This is a genomic window from Nostoc sp. (assembly GCF_036917555.1).
Lineage (GTDB): Bacteria > Cyanobacteriota > Cyanobacteriia > Cyanobacteriales > Nostocaceae > Nostoc.
The window spans coordinates 11,840-27,413 of record NZ_JBALDD010000063.1 but is presented as its reverse complement, the minus strand read 5'-3'; the positions used below and the strand labels follow the sequence as shown (position 1 = coordinate 27,413).

At 41.0% G+C, this 15,574-nt stretch carries 13 protein-coding genes; 6 read left to right on the top strand and 7 right to left on the bottom strand.

The genetic code is table 11. From position 1 onward, the window contains the following. Positions 1-36 precede the first annotated feature (36 nt). A complete protein-coding gene (locus V7K60_RS22535; RefSeq protein ID WP_334928510.1) occupies positions 37-2,496 on the bottom strand; it encodes a UvrD-helicase domain-containing protein in 2,460 nt (819 codons plus the stop codon). A 41-nt stretch (positions 2,497-2,537) separates the two neighbouring features. On the opposite strand from V7K60_RS22535, the gene V7K60_RS22530 reads away from it, so the two are divergent. Further along, entirely contained in the window at positions 2,538-3,509 is a 972-nt protein-coding gene (locus V7K60_RS22530; RefSeq protein WP_334928508.1) for an SPL family radical SAM protein, read from the top strand. A 23-nt stretch (positions 3,510-3,532) separates the two neighbouring features. Here the strand turns inward: V7K60_RS22530 and V7K60_RS22525 are convergent, their stop codons facing one another. Then, positions 3,533-4,888: an ABC transporter ATP-binding protein gene (locus tag V7K60_RS22525; protein WP_334928506.1), complete on the bottom strand. Its 1,356-nt coding sequence runs from the start codon at positions 4,886-4,888 to the stop codon at positions 3,533-3,535. 186 nt (positions 4,889-5,074) lie between these two features. Between V7K60_RS22525 and V7K60_RS22520 the strand changes: the two genes are divergently transcribed. From V7K60_RS22520 to V7K60_RS22505, 4 genes are all read left to right on the top strand, one after another. Beyond that, positions 5,075-6,331, top strand: coding sequence for an FAD-dependent oxidoreductase (locus V7K60_RS22520; RefSeq protein WP_334928504.1), 1,257 nt, complete (start codon positions 5,075-5,077; stop codon positions 6,329-6,331). Between the two features lie 290 nt (positions 6,332-6,621). Then, positions 6,622-7,197, top strand: coding sequence for a single-stranded DNA-binding protein (locus V7K60_RS22515; RefSeq protein WP_334928502.1), 576 nt, complete (start codon positions 6,622-6,624; stop codon positions 7,195-7,197). 506 nt (positions 7,198-7,703) lie between these two features. Then, positions 7,704-8,489: an aquaporin Z gene (gene aqpZ / locus V7K60_RS22510; protein ID WP_334928500.1), complete on the top strand. Its 786-nt coding sequence runs from the start codon at positions 7,704-7,706 to the stop codon at positions 8,487-8,489. A gap of 212 nt (positions 8,490-8,701) precedes the next feature. Further along, positions 8,702-10,660, top strand: a complete 1,959-nt coding sequence (locus V7K60_RS22505; protein WP_334928498.1) for an ABC transporter ATP-binding protein — start codon at positions 8,702-8,704, stop codon at positions 10,658-10,660. Between the two features lie 168 nt (positions 10,661-10,828). On the opposite strand, the gene V7K60_RS22500 is transcribed toward V7K60_RS22505, so the two are convergent. From V7K60_RS22500 to ureE, 4 genes are all read right to left on the bottom strand, one after another. Next, positions 10,829-11,182: a hypothetical protein gene (locus V7K60_RS22500; RefSeq protein ID WP_334928496.1), complete on the bottom strand. Its 354-nt coding sequence runs from the start codon at positions 11,180-11,182 to the stop codon at positions 10,829-10,831. Between the two features lie 23 nt (positions 11,183-11,205). Further along, positions 11,206-11,802 (bottom strand): urease accessory protein UreG, encoded by a 597-nt coding sequence (gene ureG / locus V7K60_RS22495; RefSeq protein ID WP_334929382.1) that lies wholly within the window; start codon positions 11,800-11,802, stop codon positions 11,206-11,208. A gap of 93 nt (positions 11,803-11,895) precedes the next feature. Further along, positions 11,896-12,588 carry an urease accessory protein UreF gene (locus tag V7K60_RS22490; RefSeq protein ID WP_334928495.1) on the bottom strand — a complete coding sequence of 231 codons (693 nt, stop codon included), beginning with the start codon at positions 12,586-12,588 and terminating at the stop codon, positions 11,896-11,898. After that, positions 12,563-13,009, bottom strand: a complete 447-nt coding sequence (gene ureE / locus V7K60_RS22485; RefSeq protein ID WP_334928493.1) for an urease accessory protein UreE — start codon at positions 13,007-13,009, stop codon at positions 12,563-12,565. The genes V7K60_RS22490 and ureE overlap by 26 nt, the downstream gene beginning before the upstream one ends. A gap of 116 nt (positions 13,010-13,125) precedes the next feature. On the opposite strand from ureE, the gene V7K60_RS22480 reads away from it, so the two are divergent. Beyond that, positions 13,126-13,695, top strand: coding sequence for a Uma2 family endonuclease (locus tag V7K60_RS22480; protein ID WP_334928491.1), 570 nt, complete (start codon positions 13,126-13,128; stop codon positions 13,693-13,695). 51 nt (positions 13,696-13,746) lie between these two features. Here the strand turns inward: V7K60_RS22480 and V7K60_RS22475 are convergent, their stop codons facing one another. Further along, a complete protein-coding gene (locus tag V7K60_RS22475; protein WP_334928489.1) occupies positions 13,747-15,525 on the bottom strand; it encodes a PAS domain-containing sensor histidine kinase in 1,779 nt (592 codons plus the stop codon). Positions 15,526-15,574 lie beyond the last annotated feature (49 nt).

Sequence of the window (15,574 nt, the reverse complement as noted above, 5' to 3'; positions counted from 1 at the left end):
TAAATCATCATTCATCAGATATATTGTTAATATCTTCTAACTCTGTTTCTTCCAAAATTCAGAATATCGATTTTTTGTTTCTTGATCCCAAAAGATTAATCTATCTTTATCAAATGTCCCAATTATTTCTTTGTAAACATTGGTAATTTCTTCTGAAAGAGCAATAATCAATATACTTGATGTGCGAGTTAAAATTGTATAAACAATCTCTTCTGCTTCATTGTCATGATCAATCCTCGTCCTAACAGACCATAAAACACATTCCTTTTCTAAACCTTTTATTCTCAAAATTGTGTCAGTCTCAGAATCAATTTTCAGTTTCCTCAGAGCATAACAAAGTTTTGGATCTTTTTCTAAGATAGTAATTTTATTCAAGCCATAAGCTTCTCTGTAAGTTTCAAATATCTCCTTAATTTTTTTGCTAATTGCATCCACAGTAGTTGCAAATACTACAATTGGTCTAGCTCCAGGAGGAGAACCTTTGTATGGTGTAATTTCATTTGGAGATATATTTGTCTGGTTATTTCTATGCTTGTATATGATTCGCTTTGATAGTTCTCTAATACATTCGCTAATTCTGTAAGGTAGCCTATATGAACTCTCTAAACGAAAGATTTCTCGCCTTGACATATCAGCTTGTTTAGGAATAAAGGCAGCTAGTCCGAGGTGTACAGCCTGAGCGAAATCTCCAGCAATTACTAAATTATCTGGGTTCTGTAGCAAATGATAAAAAATTTCAAAGTCGGCTTCTGTACAATCTTGAAATTCATCAACAAATATATGTGTAAATCCTCCTTTTTTTTGGTTTGCTTTTAATTGATCTAAAAACTTAAGTCTGATTCTTGTAAATTCATGGATATTGTGTAATTCTAAAATATTGTAATAGTGTTCTAAACAATTCCAAACTATTTCTCTTCTCCTATCGTATTTCCTTAAGCGCGGTTTTACACCTCGACCTTTCCTGATACCGCCGAGATAAATTTCTTTTGTTCTATAGTCAAGTCCGTAAAATATTCTATGAAATTCATCTAGGAGGAAATCTGGTTTTAGTACATCTTCATCTCCTTCTTTCAGGGTATTATCAGTATTTTTAACTTCACTGATAATATTACTCATCATCTTTGTTTCAAAGTCTTTATAAGGGTTTTTTCCTGATATTTCTCCTAATCGAGTAGGAAGTACATCAAAGTGCATTAATTGAATATTTGGGAGATTGAGGGGTAAAAACTCAAATTTGCTTGTCTCTTGAGGTTCCCCTTGATTACAGCTATCAACTATTCTTTTACACCTATTAGAATCAAGAATTTCTTGTAACCAATCGCCTAGCTGTCCTATCAACTCCTTATTAAATGTAGTTAAAAGTATCCTCAATTCGGGATTGTATTGATTTTGTTCTACTAAGTTTTTTATTCTCTCAGTAATTACAATACTTTTACCACTTCCAGCAGAACCAGTTATTATAGTTGGTCTGTCAGAGTGTCTAGCTGCCTTTTTTTGAGCATCACTTAACTCAATTTCTCTTCGTTCCTTGGTTGGTGGACTATATATATCTATACTTTGAATACTTTGTCTATTATCAAGTATATCAATCAGCGTTATTTGCTGTGTAATCTCTCTTTTAAAAACCTTTCCTGTAAAACTATGATCATTCCACTGAGATTGGCCAGTTAATCCATGAATATCAAGCTCTCTTCTATATTGCTCTCTACGCTGGCTAACAGCAGTCATTACACCATCAAACAAATTACTTTTTAAGTGATTTTCCTCAACTTTGTATCCACAATTTTTAATTTTGGCTGAGATATCTTCTAAATATTTTCTCTTGCATGGCTGATTTGATGTTAGCAAAATGAGGGTCTTTGGATCATACATCTGAATTAATTCAATAAAATCATTGGCAATAGCCTCTTTATTTTCAGTGCTGTCAAATAAATAACTTGCACATATCCAAGATGTTTTATTATCAGAAGTTTCAGAATTATTCCAAGAATTAATTTTATATTCCCAATTAATATCTGAGCATTCGCTATAGTGACTTACAAACTGCTCCCAAAGTAGTTGATGATACTGAAGCATAAATGGACTATTATCTATATTGATAATCTTCAATTTCGGAGTGAGAATGTTTAATGATTTCATTCCGGCATAAATCACGCCCACTGCCCACTGTATAGCCCCAGTTCCTGCTCCTAAATCAAAAATTTCAATCTGTTCCTCTGTAGTTTCAGAAAAAACTTTTACGAGATAGTTCAGGAAGGTATTTACTCTCCGCCCGTGATACCATAAAGAGTAAGCAAAACCTACAGATGGTCTGTCATAACATAAATCTTTTCCCTTGCATAAAGCAACTTGTTCTTGATTTGCTTCTTGTATATCAAAAATAAAATTGCTGCGACTATTTTTATCTTTTTCTAAATAATCATCAGCCGTTTTAGCAATAAATTCATCTAGATGATTTTGCTGTTTAGAGATCCAGTTTAAGAGGTGTTGTTGCATATAATTAATTAAATTTCGTAAGAATTGGATAAAACGAGCTTATGAAAAAGCAATCAACTGGAGATGGAGAACAACTTTCGTTGTTTTCTTTGCAAGATTACAGCATTAATACTGATGGTAATTTAACTGAATCTTCTTTAAGCGAAGCAGAACGTCTAAGTATAAATGACTTACAACCCTTAAATACGGGTGCTACTAAAGTTGAGTATGTCAACAGTAAGAGTCTACTAAACACTCCAGGTGGCTTTATTGGCTTGTATAAGTTTACTCTAAATCAATATAGTGGGTGTAGTTTTGCTTGTGATTATTGCTACGCACGTTTTTTTGCTCCAACTTTTGACCAGCAAAACACCTGGGGTGATTGGGTGAAAGTTAAAGAAAACGCTGTTGACTTGCTGCGCCGTGCGCGTCGTGCAAGATCAGTACAAAGGCGACTTGAGGAAGGTGACACAATCTATATGTCTAGCGTCACCGATCCATATCAGCCTATAGAACATAAAATAGGTTTAACTAGAAGAATTCTTGAAGAACTTGTGGAAGTTCAGCCTCGTATTACTATTCAGACACGTAGCCCAATTGCTTTACGAGACATTGATTTATTTCAGAAGTTCAAACACATCCGCATCAACTTTACTATTACTACTGATTCTGAAGATATTCGCTCTCGTTATGAGCCTCACTGCCCTGCAATTGAGGTACGTCTTAAAGCTGCTCAAAAACTTGTAGATGCTGGTGTTCATATTGGTATCTCAATTAGCCCTATGCTACCAATTAAAGATCCTAAAACGTTTGGTCGGCGCATAGCTGATTTAAATGCTGCTGAGTACGTCACACAGTTTTTTAAACCCACTCGTTCTCGCTTTAGTGCTGGCAGTTCTCCAGAGTCTCTCAAGAAAATGAGGGAAGATAACTGGACGGAGGAGAAGTACAAAGAAGTGAGAAAAACTCTAATTGATATTCTGGGTTCAGAACATCCACTACTTGAGGGTAATGAAGGCTATGCTCCTGTATAGAAATTAAAATTGGAGATTAATTTCTAGGGAAATATTGCTAACTCAGTTTCTGGGTCAAAAAAGTGAATTTTCTCTAGAGTTAGAGATAACCAAAGTTGCTCACCAACTTGTATAAATCGGTCTGGTGGTATTCGCACTTGTAGGTAATTGGCTGTAGTAGCAGGTTTAGATCCTGGTTCGGCAATCTTAACAGCAAGAAAGGAATCGTTGCCGAGATTCTCTACCAAATCTACTTGCACTGGTAGATTTTTGGTTGCAGGCATACTCAAGTTTAAGTGTTCTGGGCGAATACCTAAAATTAGAGTTTTCCCATCATATTTTTGTAAAGCCTTTCCCCAAACTTCTGGCAGGGTGAAGCGAAACTGGGAATGAGTAATCAATTGCGGAGCATGAAATTCCACAGAAATAAAATTCATCGGTGGTGAACCAATGAACTCTGCAACAAAAAGATTGGCAGGGCGGTTGTAAAGTTCTAAGGGAGAAGCAACTTGCTGAATTTTACCCTCAGACATAATCGCAATGCGATCGCCCATTGTCATCGCTTCTGTTTGATCGTGGGTGACGTAAATCGTCGTTGTCCCCAGTTGGCGCTGCAATTTGACAATTTGGGCGCGGGTTTCCGCCCGCAGTTTGGCATCTAAGTTAGAAAGCGGCTCATCCATTAAGAATACTTGGGGGTCACGCGCGATCGCTCGTCCCAGTGCAACTCGTTGTCTTTGTCCCCCAGATAGCTGTTTAGGCAAGCGATTTAGCAATGTTTCGATTTGTAACAGTTGGGCAACACTACGCACCTGCTCATTCACCGCCCGTTCTTTGTCAGAAATGTAGCGCAATCCTTTAGGTAACTTTCTGGTCGCCCCCACAAAAAGATTTTCCGCCCATGTGCGAAAATAAGGAGTATTTTCTCCTCTGCTCCTCTGGTTACTGAGCGCAGTCGTTGGCGCAGCCTCTCGTAGAGAAGTATACTCCTCTGCTCCCCTGCTTCCCGTGCGGCGTAACCCAAAGGCGATGTTATCATACACCGTCATGTGGGGATAGAGGGCATAATTTTGAAACACCATTGCAATGTCGCGTTCCTTGGGTGGTAGGTCATTGATCAAGTGATCGCCTACCCAGATATTACCGCCAGTCATCACTTCTAACCCAGCAATTAACCGCAGCAGAGTGCTTTTACCACAACCAGAAGGGCCTACCAGCACCATAAATTCGCCATCTGCGATCGTCAGGTTAATCCGTCGCAAGACATTGACACTTTCCGCACGTGGCGCTACATCAGTTTTTTCTGCAAGTGTGAGAGGAGATTGGGTTTGTGAGGTAACACTTTCCCCTTTACGTGAGGAAAAACTTTTATAAACGTTTTCTAAAATAACTTGGGACACAACTGTTAATTATTATCACTGGGCATGGAGCATCGGTCATGGGGCATTGGAAAAATGACTAATCACTAATGACACTTTAGCGCTCATAATAATACACGTTCAGGGTAAATACGAAAAGTTAAAAAAACAGCTTTTAGCATAAAAAGCAAACTATTCTAAATTTTAGGGCTGTTAGGAGGTGTTGTTATGACTACCGATGTACCTAAAAATCTTTCCCAAGACCCAAGCAATAACCTTGTCCATGACATTGTAGACGTACAAACCACAAATTGTTGCATTGTGGGTGGGGGGCCAGCAGGAGCAGTATTGGCGCTGTTGTTAGCGCGTCAAGGCATTTCTGTGATGTTGCTGGAAGCACACAAAGACTTCGATCGCGATTTTCGTGGCGATACGATTCATCCGTCGGTGATGGAAATTATGGAGGAATTGGGACTTAGCGATCGCTTGCTAGGACTTCCCCATACCAAAATTCGCCAAATTAGTATTCAAACCCCTCAAGATACTGTCACATTCGCAGATTTTAGTCATCTGAAAACCCATTATCCTTACATTACAATGCTTCCCCAGGTAAAATTCCTGGAGTTCATCACCCAAGAAGCCCAAAAATATCCTAGTTTCCATCTGGTAATGGGTGCGAATGTGCAGGAATTGATTACTGAAAATGATGTGATTCAAGGTGTCCGCTATCGAGGAGGCGGTGGTTGGCATGAAATTCGGGCAATACTGACAGTTGGTGCAGACGGTCGCCACTCACGTTTACGCCACCTGGGTGAGTTTGAATCAATCGAAACCTCACCGCCAATGGATGTCCTCTGGTTTCGCCTACCGTGTCAGCCAGAAGACCCTGAAGGGGGAATGGGGCGCTTTGGTCAAGGTCACATTATCGCTATGCTTGACCGTGGTGATGAGTGGCAAGTTGCCTATGTTATTCCTAAAGGAGGCTATCAACAACTAAGGGCTGCAGGTTTGGAGGAATTAAAAAAATCTGTTACCGAAGTGGTGCCAGAATTCCAGCAACGCATCCAAAATTTACATGATTGGTCACAAATAGCTTTTCTCTCAGTGGAGTCCAGCCGTGTCAAACGCTGGTATCGTCCGGGACTGTTACTCATCGGTGATGCGGCTCATATAATGTCCCCGGTGGGTGGAGTTGGGATTAATTACGCGATTCAAGATGCTGTAGTCGCGGCCAATGTACTCAGCAAACCGCTCAAGAACCAACAAGTACAACTTAGCGACTTAGCAAAAGTACAACGTCAACGCGAGTTGCCCACACGCATCATTCAGGCGTTTCAAACTTTTATCCAAAAGCGGTTATTAGCCCCGGTTCTCACCTCAAATCGTACCTTTGTACCACCTGCGTTTTTACGCTTACCCATCTTGCGTGACCTTCCAGCCAGGTTGATCGCCTTGGGTGTTTTTCCAGTTCACGTCAAGGCTTAATTTTTGGCAAAATTTTTTCTATTTAATCAATAAGTGGTACAATTATACTACTCTATGCAGAATTGAATGCTCAATTTAGTCAAGCGAAGGTGGCGAACAGTATACTCAAGCTGTTTAAAGCGATCGCTTGGCTTTTATGCTAGAAAGGACTAAAAACTCAGAGTGGATGTAGAAAATTTGTTCAAACATTATTAAAAAATGCAAACAATTAAACCTATCTAGATATTAATTGGCACTACATAGAAAAACCCCCTCTTTTTGAATCAGTACTTTTTGCAGGAGTAATTTTAATGAACAGCTGCGTTTTGATGGCAGAAATTATTAACGAGCCGCAACTCCGCTATACAGCGGATAATCTGGGAGTCACGGAAATGCTAGTGCAGTTTCCCAATTCCCAGAAACCAGAAGATCCGCCAGCCACGCTAAAAGTTGTTGGCTGGGGGAATTTAGCGACAGAAATTCAGCAAAACTACCACCAAGGCGATCGTGTCATCCTGGTAGGACGTTTAACTATGAATACTGTTGATCGTCAAGAAGGTTTTAAAGAAAAACGTGCTGAATTGACAGTGCAACAAATTCAATCTGTTGGAGGTAGTTTTAATACCGATCCATTACCCTCAGCAACCGTAACTCCATCATTCACTGAAACTGCTCCCCGACAACCATCTTCTGCATCTCGTCCTCCACAGAAAGAGGTTCCTAGTTACGAGTCACCACGTCCAGCGCCTACCCCAGCGACAAATCCTGTTGGCGTTGCTCCCCAAACGAAAACTTACGAACCCGTACCCCAACCCACAAACTATGAACGAACCACTTATCCAGCAGTGAAAGAGGAAGAACCAGATCCAGATGATATTCCGTTCTAAAGTTGTTTAGTGTGTATTCAATTTGCTAACTATACTTAGCAAAAAGCATTACGATTAGACAATTTCTACAAATAGCTATCCTTTAGGATGTGCTATTTTTTTTGTCTGCGTTGACGCTTTGCGTCTTCTCGTGAGACATCGCTTAGTTTAGCTATCGAGTGAGTTAGGAATAGAGAAAGTTATACCATTTCCTAAGCAACTGAGGTACATTCAAATCTTTTTTACCAAGGTTAGTAGCTTTGAAAACGTACCTCACCAAATTAGGAACCACTATAGTAAGAACCTATCCCACTAATAAGATTTGTGCTACAAAGCTTAAGCTGATTGAGAACTAAAAACGAAAAATCAAGGTTTTCCAGCACATTTTAGGAAGCTATTGCAACCATCTATAAAAGTTAATAAGTTTAATAGTGTTGGCGCTAAATCTGTAGTTACAAGATTTAAAGAAATTTCTTAACGCTTAATTTATAATGCTTTCAATCAGTTGCTTAAGCAAGGAACTATTTATGGTATCAATTCTTACACGATGTTTAGCAGAGTTTGTAGGTACTTTTGTACTAGTATTGGGTGGCTGCGGAAGTGCTGTTTTTGCAGCAGCGTTTCCAGACGCTAAAGCCAATGAATTAGGAATTGGCTTTGTAGGTGTTGCTCTGGCTTTTGGTCTAACAGTGCTAATTATGGCTTACGCAGTTGGTCATATATCTGGCGCTCATTTTAACCCTGCTGTATCATTTGGTCTTTGGTCAGGAAAGCGTTTTCCTGCCTCTGAGTTGCTTCCATACATTATTGCTCAAGTATTGGGATCAATATTAGCCGCAGGTCTAGTTTATTTAATTGCCAGTGGTAAACCAGAATTTACGCTTTCTGGTTCCAATCCATTAGCGACAAATGGTTTTGGAGCACACTCTCCTGGAGGCTATTCACTGGCTTCTGGTTTCATTACAGAGGTTGTACTTACCTTCATTTTTTTAATTGTGATTTTAGGTGCAACAGATGGTCGTGCGCCAAAGGGCTTTGCACCAATTGCTATCGGTTTGGCACTAACACTGATTCATTTGATTAGCATACCCATAACGAATACATCAGTCAATCCTGCTCGTAGTACTGGTCCAGCACTTTTTGCTGGTGTAGAACTGTTTAAGCAAGTATGGCTGTTTTGGGTAGCTCCAATTTTAGGTGCGATATTGGCAGGTTTATTCTATTCAAGGGCTTTAGGCGAATCAGGCGCACCAGTTGTAGGTGAGGCAGAACGTGAATTTTCGCCCGATGTGGATGATTATTCGCGACGATAGTAACCCAAGTTGCAAGTTATCAGACTCCAAAGTGCTTCAAGCACAGAGTCGAATTCGATCTACATGCAACGAGATGTACGGTTGCGCTACGCGCAACCACAAATCAAACTCAATCAAAACTAGACATACTTAACTACTGATTTACCTACACATACATTAAAACTATTGTTAAAATCCAAATAATTTTAAGTTAAGATTCATACCCAACTCTTATGAGAGAAACTGTCCTAGAGGTTCGCAATCTCCAAGTTGAATTTCCCGGTGATGGCAATAACGTCAGAGCTTTGGATGGTATTTCCTTTGAGCTGCATCGAGGTGAAACTCTAGGAATAGTAGGAGAATCGGGGAGTGGTAAATCAGTGACAGCCCTAGCTGTGATGAGTTTGTTGCAAACTCCCGGTATGGTGACTGGTGGTGAAATCTGGTTTCGTCCTCAAGAGAATGCTAACCCCATCGATTTAGTAACATTGCCTCCTGAGCAAATGCAGTTACACCGGGGTGGCGACATCGCCATGATTTTTCAAGAACCGATGAGTTCGCTTAATCCGGTTTATAACATCGGGTTTCAGCTAACAGAAGCGATTATGCGGCATCAAAATGTGTCAGCAGCCCAAGCACGACAAATTGCGATCGCAGGTCTGCAAGAGGTTAAACTTCTACCTAGCAATGAAGAGATTCAACAGCAGTATATCGAAAATTGGCACACTTCGACACCCTTCGACAACGCTACTTCGGCTACGCTCAGTACAAGTCAGGGCAAGAAGCTCAGTGACCATCAAACCAACAGCAATTCATCGAAACTAGAACCATCAAAGTTGGCACAGATGGTTAAAGAACACAAAGAAGCCATGCTAGAACGCTACCCTCATGAACTTTCTGGGGGTCAGTTGCAACGGGTGATGATTGCAATGGCAATTTCTTGCAACCCATTAATCTTAATTGCCGATGAACCAACCACAGCTTTGGATGTGACGGTGCAAGCGACTATTTTGGAGTTAATGCGAGAATTGCAGCAAAGCCGTGACATGGCAATGATTTTCATCACTCACGACTTGGGGCTAATTTCAGAAATTGCTGACCAAGTAGCGGTGATGTATAAAGGTAAAGTTGTCGAATCTGGTATTTCTGAACAAATTTTCAGCAGTCCCCAGCATCCATATACTAAAGGCTTGATAGCTTGTCGCCCCACACTCAACCGCCGTCCCCAAAAATTACTCACCGTTTCCGACTACATGAGTGCAGAAGAGACACCAACGGGACAAGTAGTAATTCAGCCAAAAGAACCTGCACAACCCATAGAAGTGACCACTGAAGAGATTGCTGAAAGATTGGCAAACTTCAATGAATTGGAACCCCTACTGCAAATCCGCAACCTGAAAGTTGGTTTTCCAGTGCGCGGGGTGTTTGGTGGGACAAAACGCTACAATATGGCAGTTAATGGCGTTTCTTTTGATGTCAAACCAGGGGAAACACTAGGTTTGGTGGGAGAATCTGGTTGCGGTAAAACCACCCTTGGTAGAACCTTGCTGCGATTAATTGAACCGATGAGTGGTCAGATTATCTTTGAGAAACAAGATATTACTAGCCTCAAAGGAGAACGGTTGCAAAAACTGCGGCGGGAAATGCAAATAGTCTTCCAAAATCCTTTTAGTTCCCTCGATCCCCGGATGAAGGTTGGGGACGCGGTAATGGAACCATTGTTAATTCACTCCGTTGGTAAAACAAAGCAACAACGACGCCAGCGAGTAGTCGAACTCTTAGAACGGGTGGGGTTGAGTGCAGATGCAATTAACCGCTATCCTCATCAGTTTTCTGGCGGTCAACGCCAACGGATTTGCATAGCCCGTTCTTTGGCGTTAAATCCTAAGTTTATCATCTGCGATGAATCAGTTTCAGCGCTGGATGTTTCAGTACAGGCGCAGGTATTAAATCTTCTCAAAGAGTTACAGTCAGACTTTCAGCTTACCTATATTTTTATTTCTCACGATTTAAGTGTGGTGAAATTTATGAGCGATCGCATTTTAGTCATGAATCGTGGTCAAATTGTTGAAGAAGGCACAGCCGAAAGCATTTACCAAGAACCCAAAGAGGAATATACGCAAAAATTAATTGCTGCGATTCCTACCGGTAGTGCTGAACGGGTGCGAAATCGTCATCTACGGGCTTTATAGTTCAAAGGGCGGTTATAAACCAATACACTTGGGTTAAGCATTTCTTTCTTCTCTTCCTTCTCTTTCTTTGCGTTCTTCTCTACAAGACGCTACGCGAATGCGCCCCACCCTGCGGGAAGCCGCTTTGCGTCTATGCGGTTCGTTAAAAAAATTGACTTTGACAAAGAGTTAAGCCTTAACTTCCGAGTTCAAAGGCTCAACTTTCGAGTAAAAAGGCTCAACTGCCGAGTAAAAAGGCTCAACTTTCGAGTAAAAAGGCTCAACTTTCGAGTAAAAAGGCTCAACTTTCGAGTAAAAAGGCTCAACTGCCGAGTAAAAAGGCTCAACTGCCGAGTAAAAAGGCTCAACTTCTGAGTAAAAAGGCTCAACTTTCGAGTAAAAAGGCTCAACTGCCGAGTTCAAAGGCTCAACTGCCGAGTTCAAAGGCTCAACTGCCGAGTAAAAAGGCTCAACTTCCGAGTTCAAAGGCTCAACTTCCGAGTTCAAAGGCTCATAAACCGCGTCTATACAGGCAAAACCCACAGAGGTGGGTTATAAAATTCTTTTCAACAGATATTTATGCAAACAAAATTAATTACATCTGCAAGTCCAGACTGAGTTTTTAAATTAGTAAAAATAAAAGGTTTATCGCCGCGCATTTTTTTAGCATCTCGTTCCATCACACTTAAATCTGCACCAACGTAGGGTGCTAGATCAGTTTTGTTAATCACCAACAAATCAGATTTAGTAATACCGGGGCCACCCTTGCGGGGAATTTTATCACCAGCCGCAACATCGATGACGTAAATCGTTAAATCCACCAATTCTGGACTAAAGGTAGCAGCTAAATTATCGCCGCCACTTTCCAAAAATACCAAATCCAAATCGAGAAAACGTTCTTCTAATTGTTCAATTGCCGCCAAATTCATCGAAGCATCTTCGCGGATAGCAGTGTGAGGACAACCACCAGTCTCTACACCCAAAATACGATCGCTTGCCAACGCCTGAGAACGCACTAAAAACTGAGCATCCTCCTGAGTATAAATATCATTCGTCACCACCGCAATCTGATACTGCTCACGCAATCCTTTACATAAAGCATCCACCAAAGCCGTCTTCCCCGAACCCACTGGCCCAGCAACCCCTACTCGAAATGCATTCATTGTCATTTGTTATTTGTTCTTTGTTATTTGTCCTTGATACATGGTTATTACTCTTTAGTTTTTAACCAATGACTAATGACTAATGACCAATGACTAACTCCTAAACAACCTTGTATACTGCGTTTCATGCTGCATACTCGCTAGCGACAAACCCCAACTACAACAGGCGAGTTGATCGTCCTCCAACGCGAGAATTTCTAATGCCGCAGCACTGAGTAATGGTTGCAAATCTAGCAATAACTGCTGTCCTGCTGTTTGTCCAAGGGGGATGAGTTTTACGCCAGCAGTAATCAAATTACTTGCCCAACTGTGCAGATATCCCAGTAATGCGGCTTTGATACTGATTTGCCAATGGGCAACGGCAATACCAAAAGCGATCGCATAATTGCACGGATTACCGACAATATTGGCAATAGGTACAATCTGCGGTTCTAGTTTACCAAGTAATTGGATGAGCGATCGCCCCATCTGCCAACTAGAGGCGCGTAATTCTTCTGTTTCCCTAGCAGCCGATAACCACAGATTCCAACGGCATAGGGACTCAACATCACCTGTTTCTACAGCTTGCTGCGATCGTACCATCACTGCTGCCTCTAGCCGAATTGCCCCGTAGAGCAACTCTGCTTTTAACCAATCTTTGAGATGTGTATGATTAGCGATCGTACCATTTTCTACGAGCATTTCTAAGCCTTCAGAATAACTATATGCTCCCACAGGTAAAGCTGGGCTAGCCAGCTGCAAAATACTCAAAAGATGGCTATCAGTGAGCATGATAGTGTTGTCCATAAGCTCCCAATTCTGGCTGAAACGGTAAAATTTCCTCTTTAACTTCTAACCCCAATTGTTCTAACATCGTGCATAAAACTGAATCTGAGGACAAGCGTAAATAAGTTGGAGTAATTTCTACAGGTACGTGGCGATTTCCCAGATGGTATGCTGCCCGTAATAATAAAAGTGGTGTTTGGGCAAAGGCAGTCAGCACTAGTTCTGGTTTGGCAGTAATTCTGATTAAACTGCTATGGGTTTCTTCTTGCAGAATATCGCCATCATGTAAGACAGTCCCTCTGGGTAAATGTAAAAATACAACCTTACCAGCTTCAGTTTCAAAGCGATGACGACTGCGGGTACGTTCTTCTGCTGTCAGCGCCAGAGTAAAAGTAACTGCGGCATCGCAATTAGGTGGTTTCAGTTGGGTAAATGTCAGCATACAGAGTTTCGCCTGATCTTCCGTTTTTGATTATGGTTCTAATTTAAATACCATAGCTCCCTTGTCCGAAGGAAAGATAAAATTAAACAAAGGCAACAAGCCAAACGGGGACAATCATGAACCAAGCCATTGAGGGAGTACGCTGGACAATTCACGATTTAGAGGTTCTACCCGAAAATGAGTGGACGCGCTATGAAATTATTAATGGAGAACTCTTTGTGACTCGCACTCCTCACCGCCGTCATCAACAAGTTTGTGTAAAAATTGCTCGACAACTCGATGTTTGGTCAGATTCGAGTGGTTTAGGGGAAACAATTGTGGCTCCAGGAGTGATTTTTTCGCAAGCAGATAGCGTTATACCGGATGTAGTTTGGGTAAGTCGAGAACGACTGGCGCAAATTGAAGATGAAGCGGGACATTTGACAGGCGCACCAGAGTTAGTAATAGAGGTTTTATCCCCTGGTAAACAAAATGAATTTCGAGACAAAGAAGCAAAGTTGAAACTTTATTCAGTTCAAGGCGTGCGTGAGTATTGGATTGTTGATCGTTTTACTCAAAAAGTCGAAGTTTATCGGCGAGAAAAAGCCCAATTGGTTTTAGTTGCTACTTTGTTAGGCGATGATGAAATAACATCGCCACTTTTACCCGGATTTGGTTGTTCTATTCGTTTCTTTTTTCCTGAATAATAGCAAATTTAAAAAAATATTTTTGGTAACAAAAAGGTTTAATTAGCAACTTCATCCTGTAAATGGGCTACTAATTGGTAAGGTAAACCAAAATGTTGCCCCTGCATCCAATGCACTGTTTACACCGATTTCGCCGCCGTGAGCATGGATGATTTGCTTACACAGATACAACCCCAATCCCAAACTTACAGAATTGCCGATACTTGTACCCCGAAAGTAAAGGTCAAAAAGCCGCTCGCTTTGTTGTTGACTAATTCCCCTACCGTTATCACTAACAGTACAATAAATCATCTTATCCTTACGGGTAGCATTGATTGTTAAAAGCAATTCTGGGGGATTATGTTTCAGAGCGTTGACGATTAAGTTAGAAAAAACTCGCCATAGTTGCGTGGGGTCGGCATTCACTAATGGCAAATCTGCGGATACCAAATTTGTCAGCTTGGCTTGATTTTGTGCTAGTAATGGCTCTAAATCAGCGATCGCAGCTTCGACAACTGTCAGTAATTGTACGGCTTGAAGTTGTAAAACAACACCTTGCACCTCGCTGATATGAGTTTCCATCAACGAATTAATTAAGTTCAGTTGGCGATCGCTACTTTGAATCATCCGCTCTAAAATTGAGCGGGAAATGGCAATATTTTCCTCTGAACGGGCAAGCAAATTCTTCAGTACCATTAAAGTACCCAGCACTGGGTTGCGTAAGTCATGGGAAACTGCATGGAAAAATACTCGTAGTTCTTCTTCAGTTTGCTTGCGCTGGGTAATGTCTTCAATCAAACCTTCGTAGTAAAGCAATTTTCCCTGTTCATCGCAGACTGCGTAGGCTTTTTCTGAAATCCAAACAATACTCCCGTCTCGGCGATAAATTTGGGACTCGAACTCGGAAACACTGCCATACTTTTCCATCAGGCGCACAAATTCTGCCCGACGGTTCGGATCGACATATAATTGTTCAATATCAGTGAAATTTGCTGTCACCTCCTGCGCTAAGGAGTAGCCATAAATACGTGCTAAAGCAGGATTTGCCGTAATGTAATGTCCATCGGGACTGCTTTGAAAAATCCCTTCAACAGCGTTTTCAAAAATGCTGCGATATTTAGCTTCGGCAACCTTGAGTTTTTGGTAGGCAGATTCCAGTTCTTTACGAGCGAAAAATTCCGAACGTTGCAGGCGATCGTACAGATAAACACCGATGTCACATATAGTACAAAACCAGAAAATGTATAAAATGAACGTTACATTATATATTCCTGGGTGGTCGGGGATTGGTGTTTTTAGCCCAAGTACTGTATTTACACCAAAATAGTAAATCAGCACACTCACTTGAGTCAGCAAGTGAAGAATCCAGCAGACAGGCATCAACACAGCTTGGCTCAAGAACAACAGTGACCAACCAATGGTATCGGGTAGCGCAAAACCACTAAGAGTTGCAAACAACTGTGATGCTAAACTAATTGACCAAGAAGACCCTAAAAATAATAAATCTGGTCGATGACGACCTAATTTAGTTTTGTGTAAAGCAAAGCAAATAATTAATATTGCAAGCATTGTAACATTAATTACTAGGCGCTGAGTTCTAAGTACTTCTGGTAGTTGCTGCAACTCTGCAAAAGGAAAAAACAAGCTGTAAATGTCTCGCAAAGTAAAAGACAATAGACAAATCAGCGCCAGCCATAACCATAAACGTAATCTCTGCCACAAGAAACGATTACGCCAAGCTCTATAAAGAGTAGTGATTTCATCTGTTGTTGGTGCAGAAAAGGTTTTTCTCCACCAGCTTTGCACTGTTGTAAATGGAGTAGTTATTAGCATCCGAGCAACTTTGCCCATACCTTGAGGGTGTTTCCCTTACTCAACATTGCCATAAATAACACCCTCT

Bases quoted from the DNA above. Each gene is read 5' to 3' on its own strand.
- aqpZ (WP_334928500.1), top strand. From the start codon at position 7,704: ATGGTATCAATTCTTACACGATGTTTAGCAGAGTTTGTAGGTACTTTT.
- V7K60_RS22480 (WP_334928491.1), top strand. From the start codon at position 13,126: ATGAACCAAGCCATTGAGGGAGTACGCTGGACAATTCACGATTTAGAG.
- V7K60_RS22515 (WP_334928502.1), top strand. From the start codon at position 6,622: ATGAACAGCTGCGTTTTGATGGCAGAAATTATTAACGAGCCGCAACTC.
- V7K60_RS22475 (WP_334928489.1), bottom strand. From the start codon at position 15,525: ATGGGCAAAGTTGCTCGGATGCTAATAACTACTCCATTTACAACAGTG.
- V7K60_RS22490 (WP_334928495.1), bottom strand. From the start codon at position 12,588: ATGGACAACACTATCATGCTCACTGATAGCCATCTTTTGAGTATTTTG.
- V7K60_RS22530 (WP_334928508.1), top strand. From the start codon at position 2,538: ATGAAAAAGCAATCAACTGGAGATGGAGAACAACTTTCGTTGTTTTCT.
- ureG (WP_334929382.1), bottom strand. From the start codon at position 11,802: ATGAATGCATTTCGAGTAGGGGTTGCTGGGCCAGTGGGTTCGGGGAAG.
- ureE (WP_334928493.1), bottom strand. From the start codon at position 13,009: ATGCTGACATTTACCCAACTGAAACCACCTAATTGCGATGCCGCAGTT.
- V7K60_RS22535 (WP_334928510.1), bottom strand. From the start codon at position 2,496: ATGCAACAACACCTCTTAAACTGGATCTCTAAACAGCAAAATCATCTA.
- V7K60_RS22505 (WP_334928498.1), top strand. From the start codon at position 8,702: ATGAGAGAAACTGTCCTAGAGGTTCGCAATCTCCAAGTTGAATTTCCC.
- V7K60_RS22520 (WP_334928504.1), top strand. From the start codon at position 5,075: ATGACTACCGATGTACCTAAAAATCTTTCCCAAGACCCAAGCAATAAC.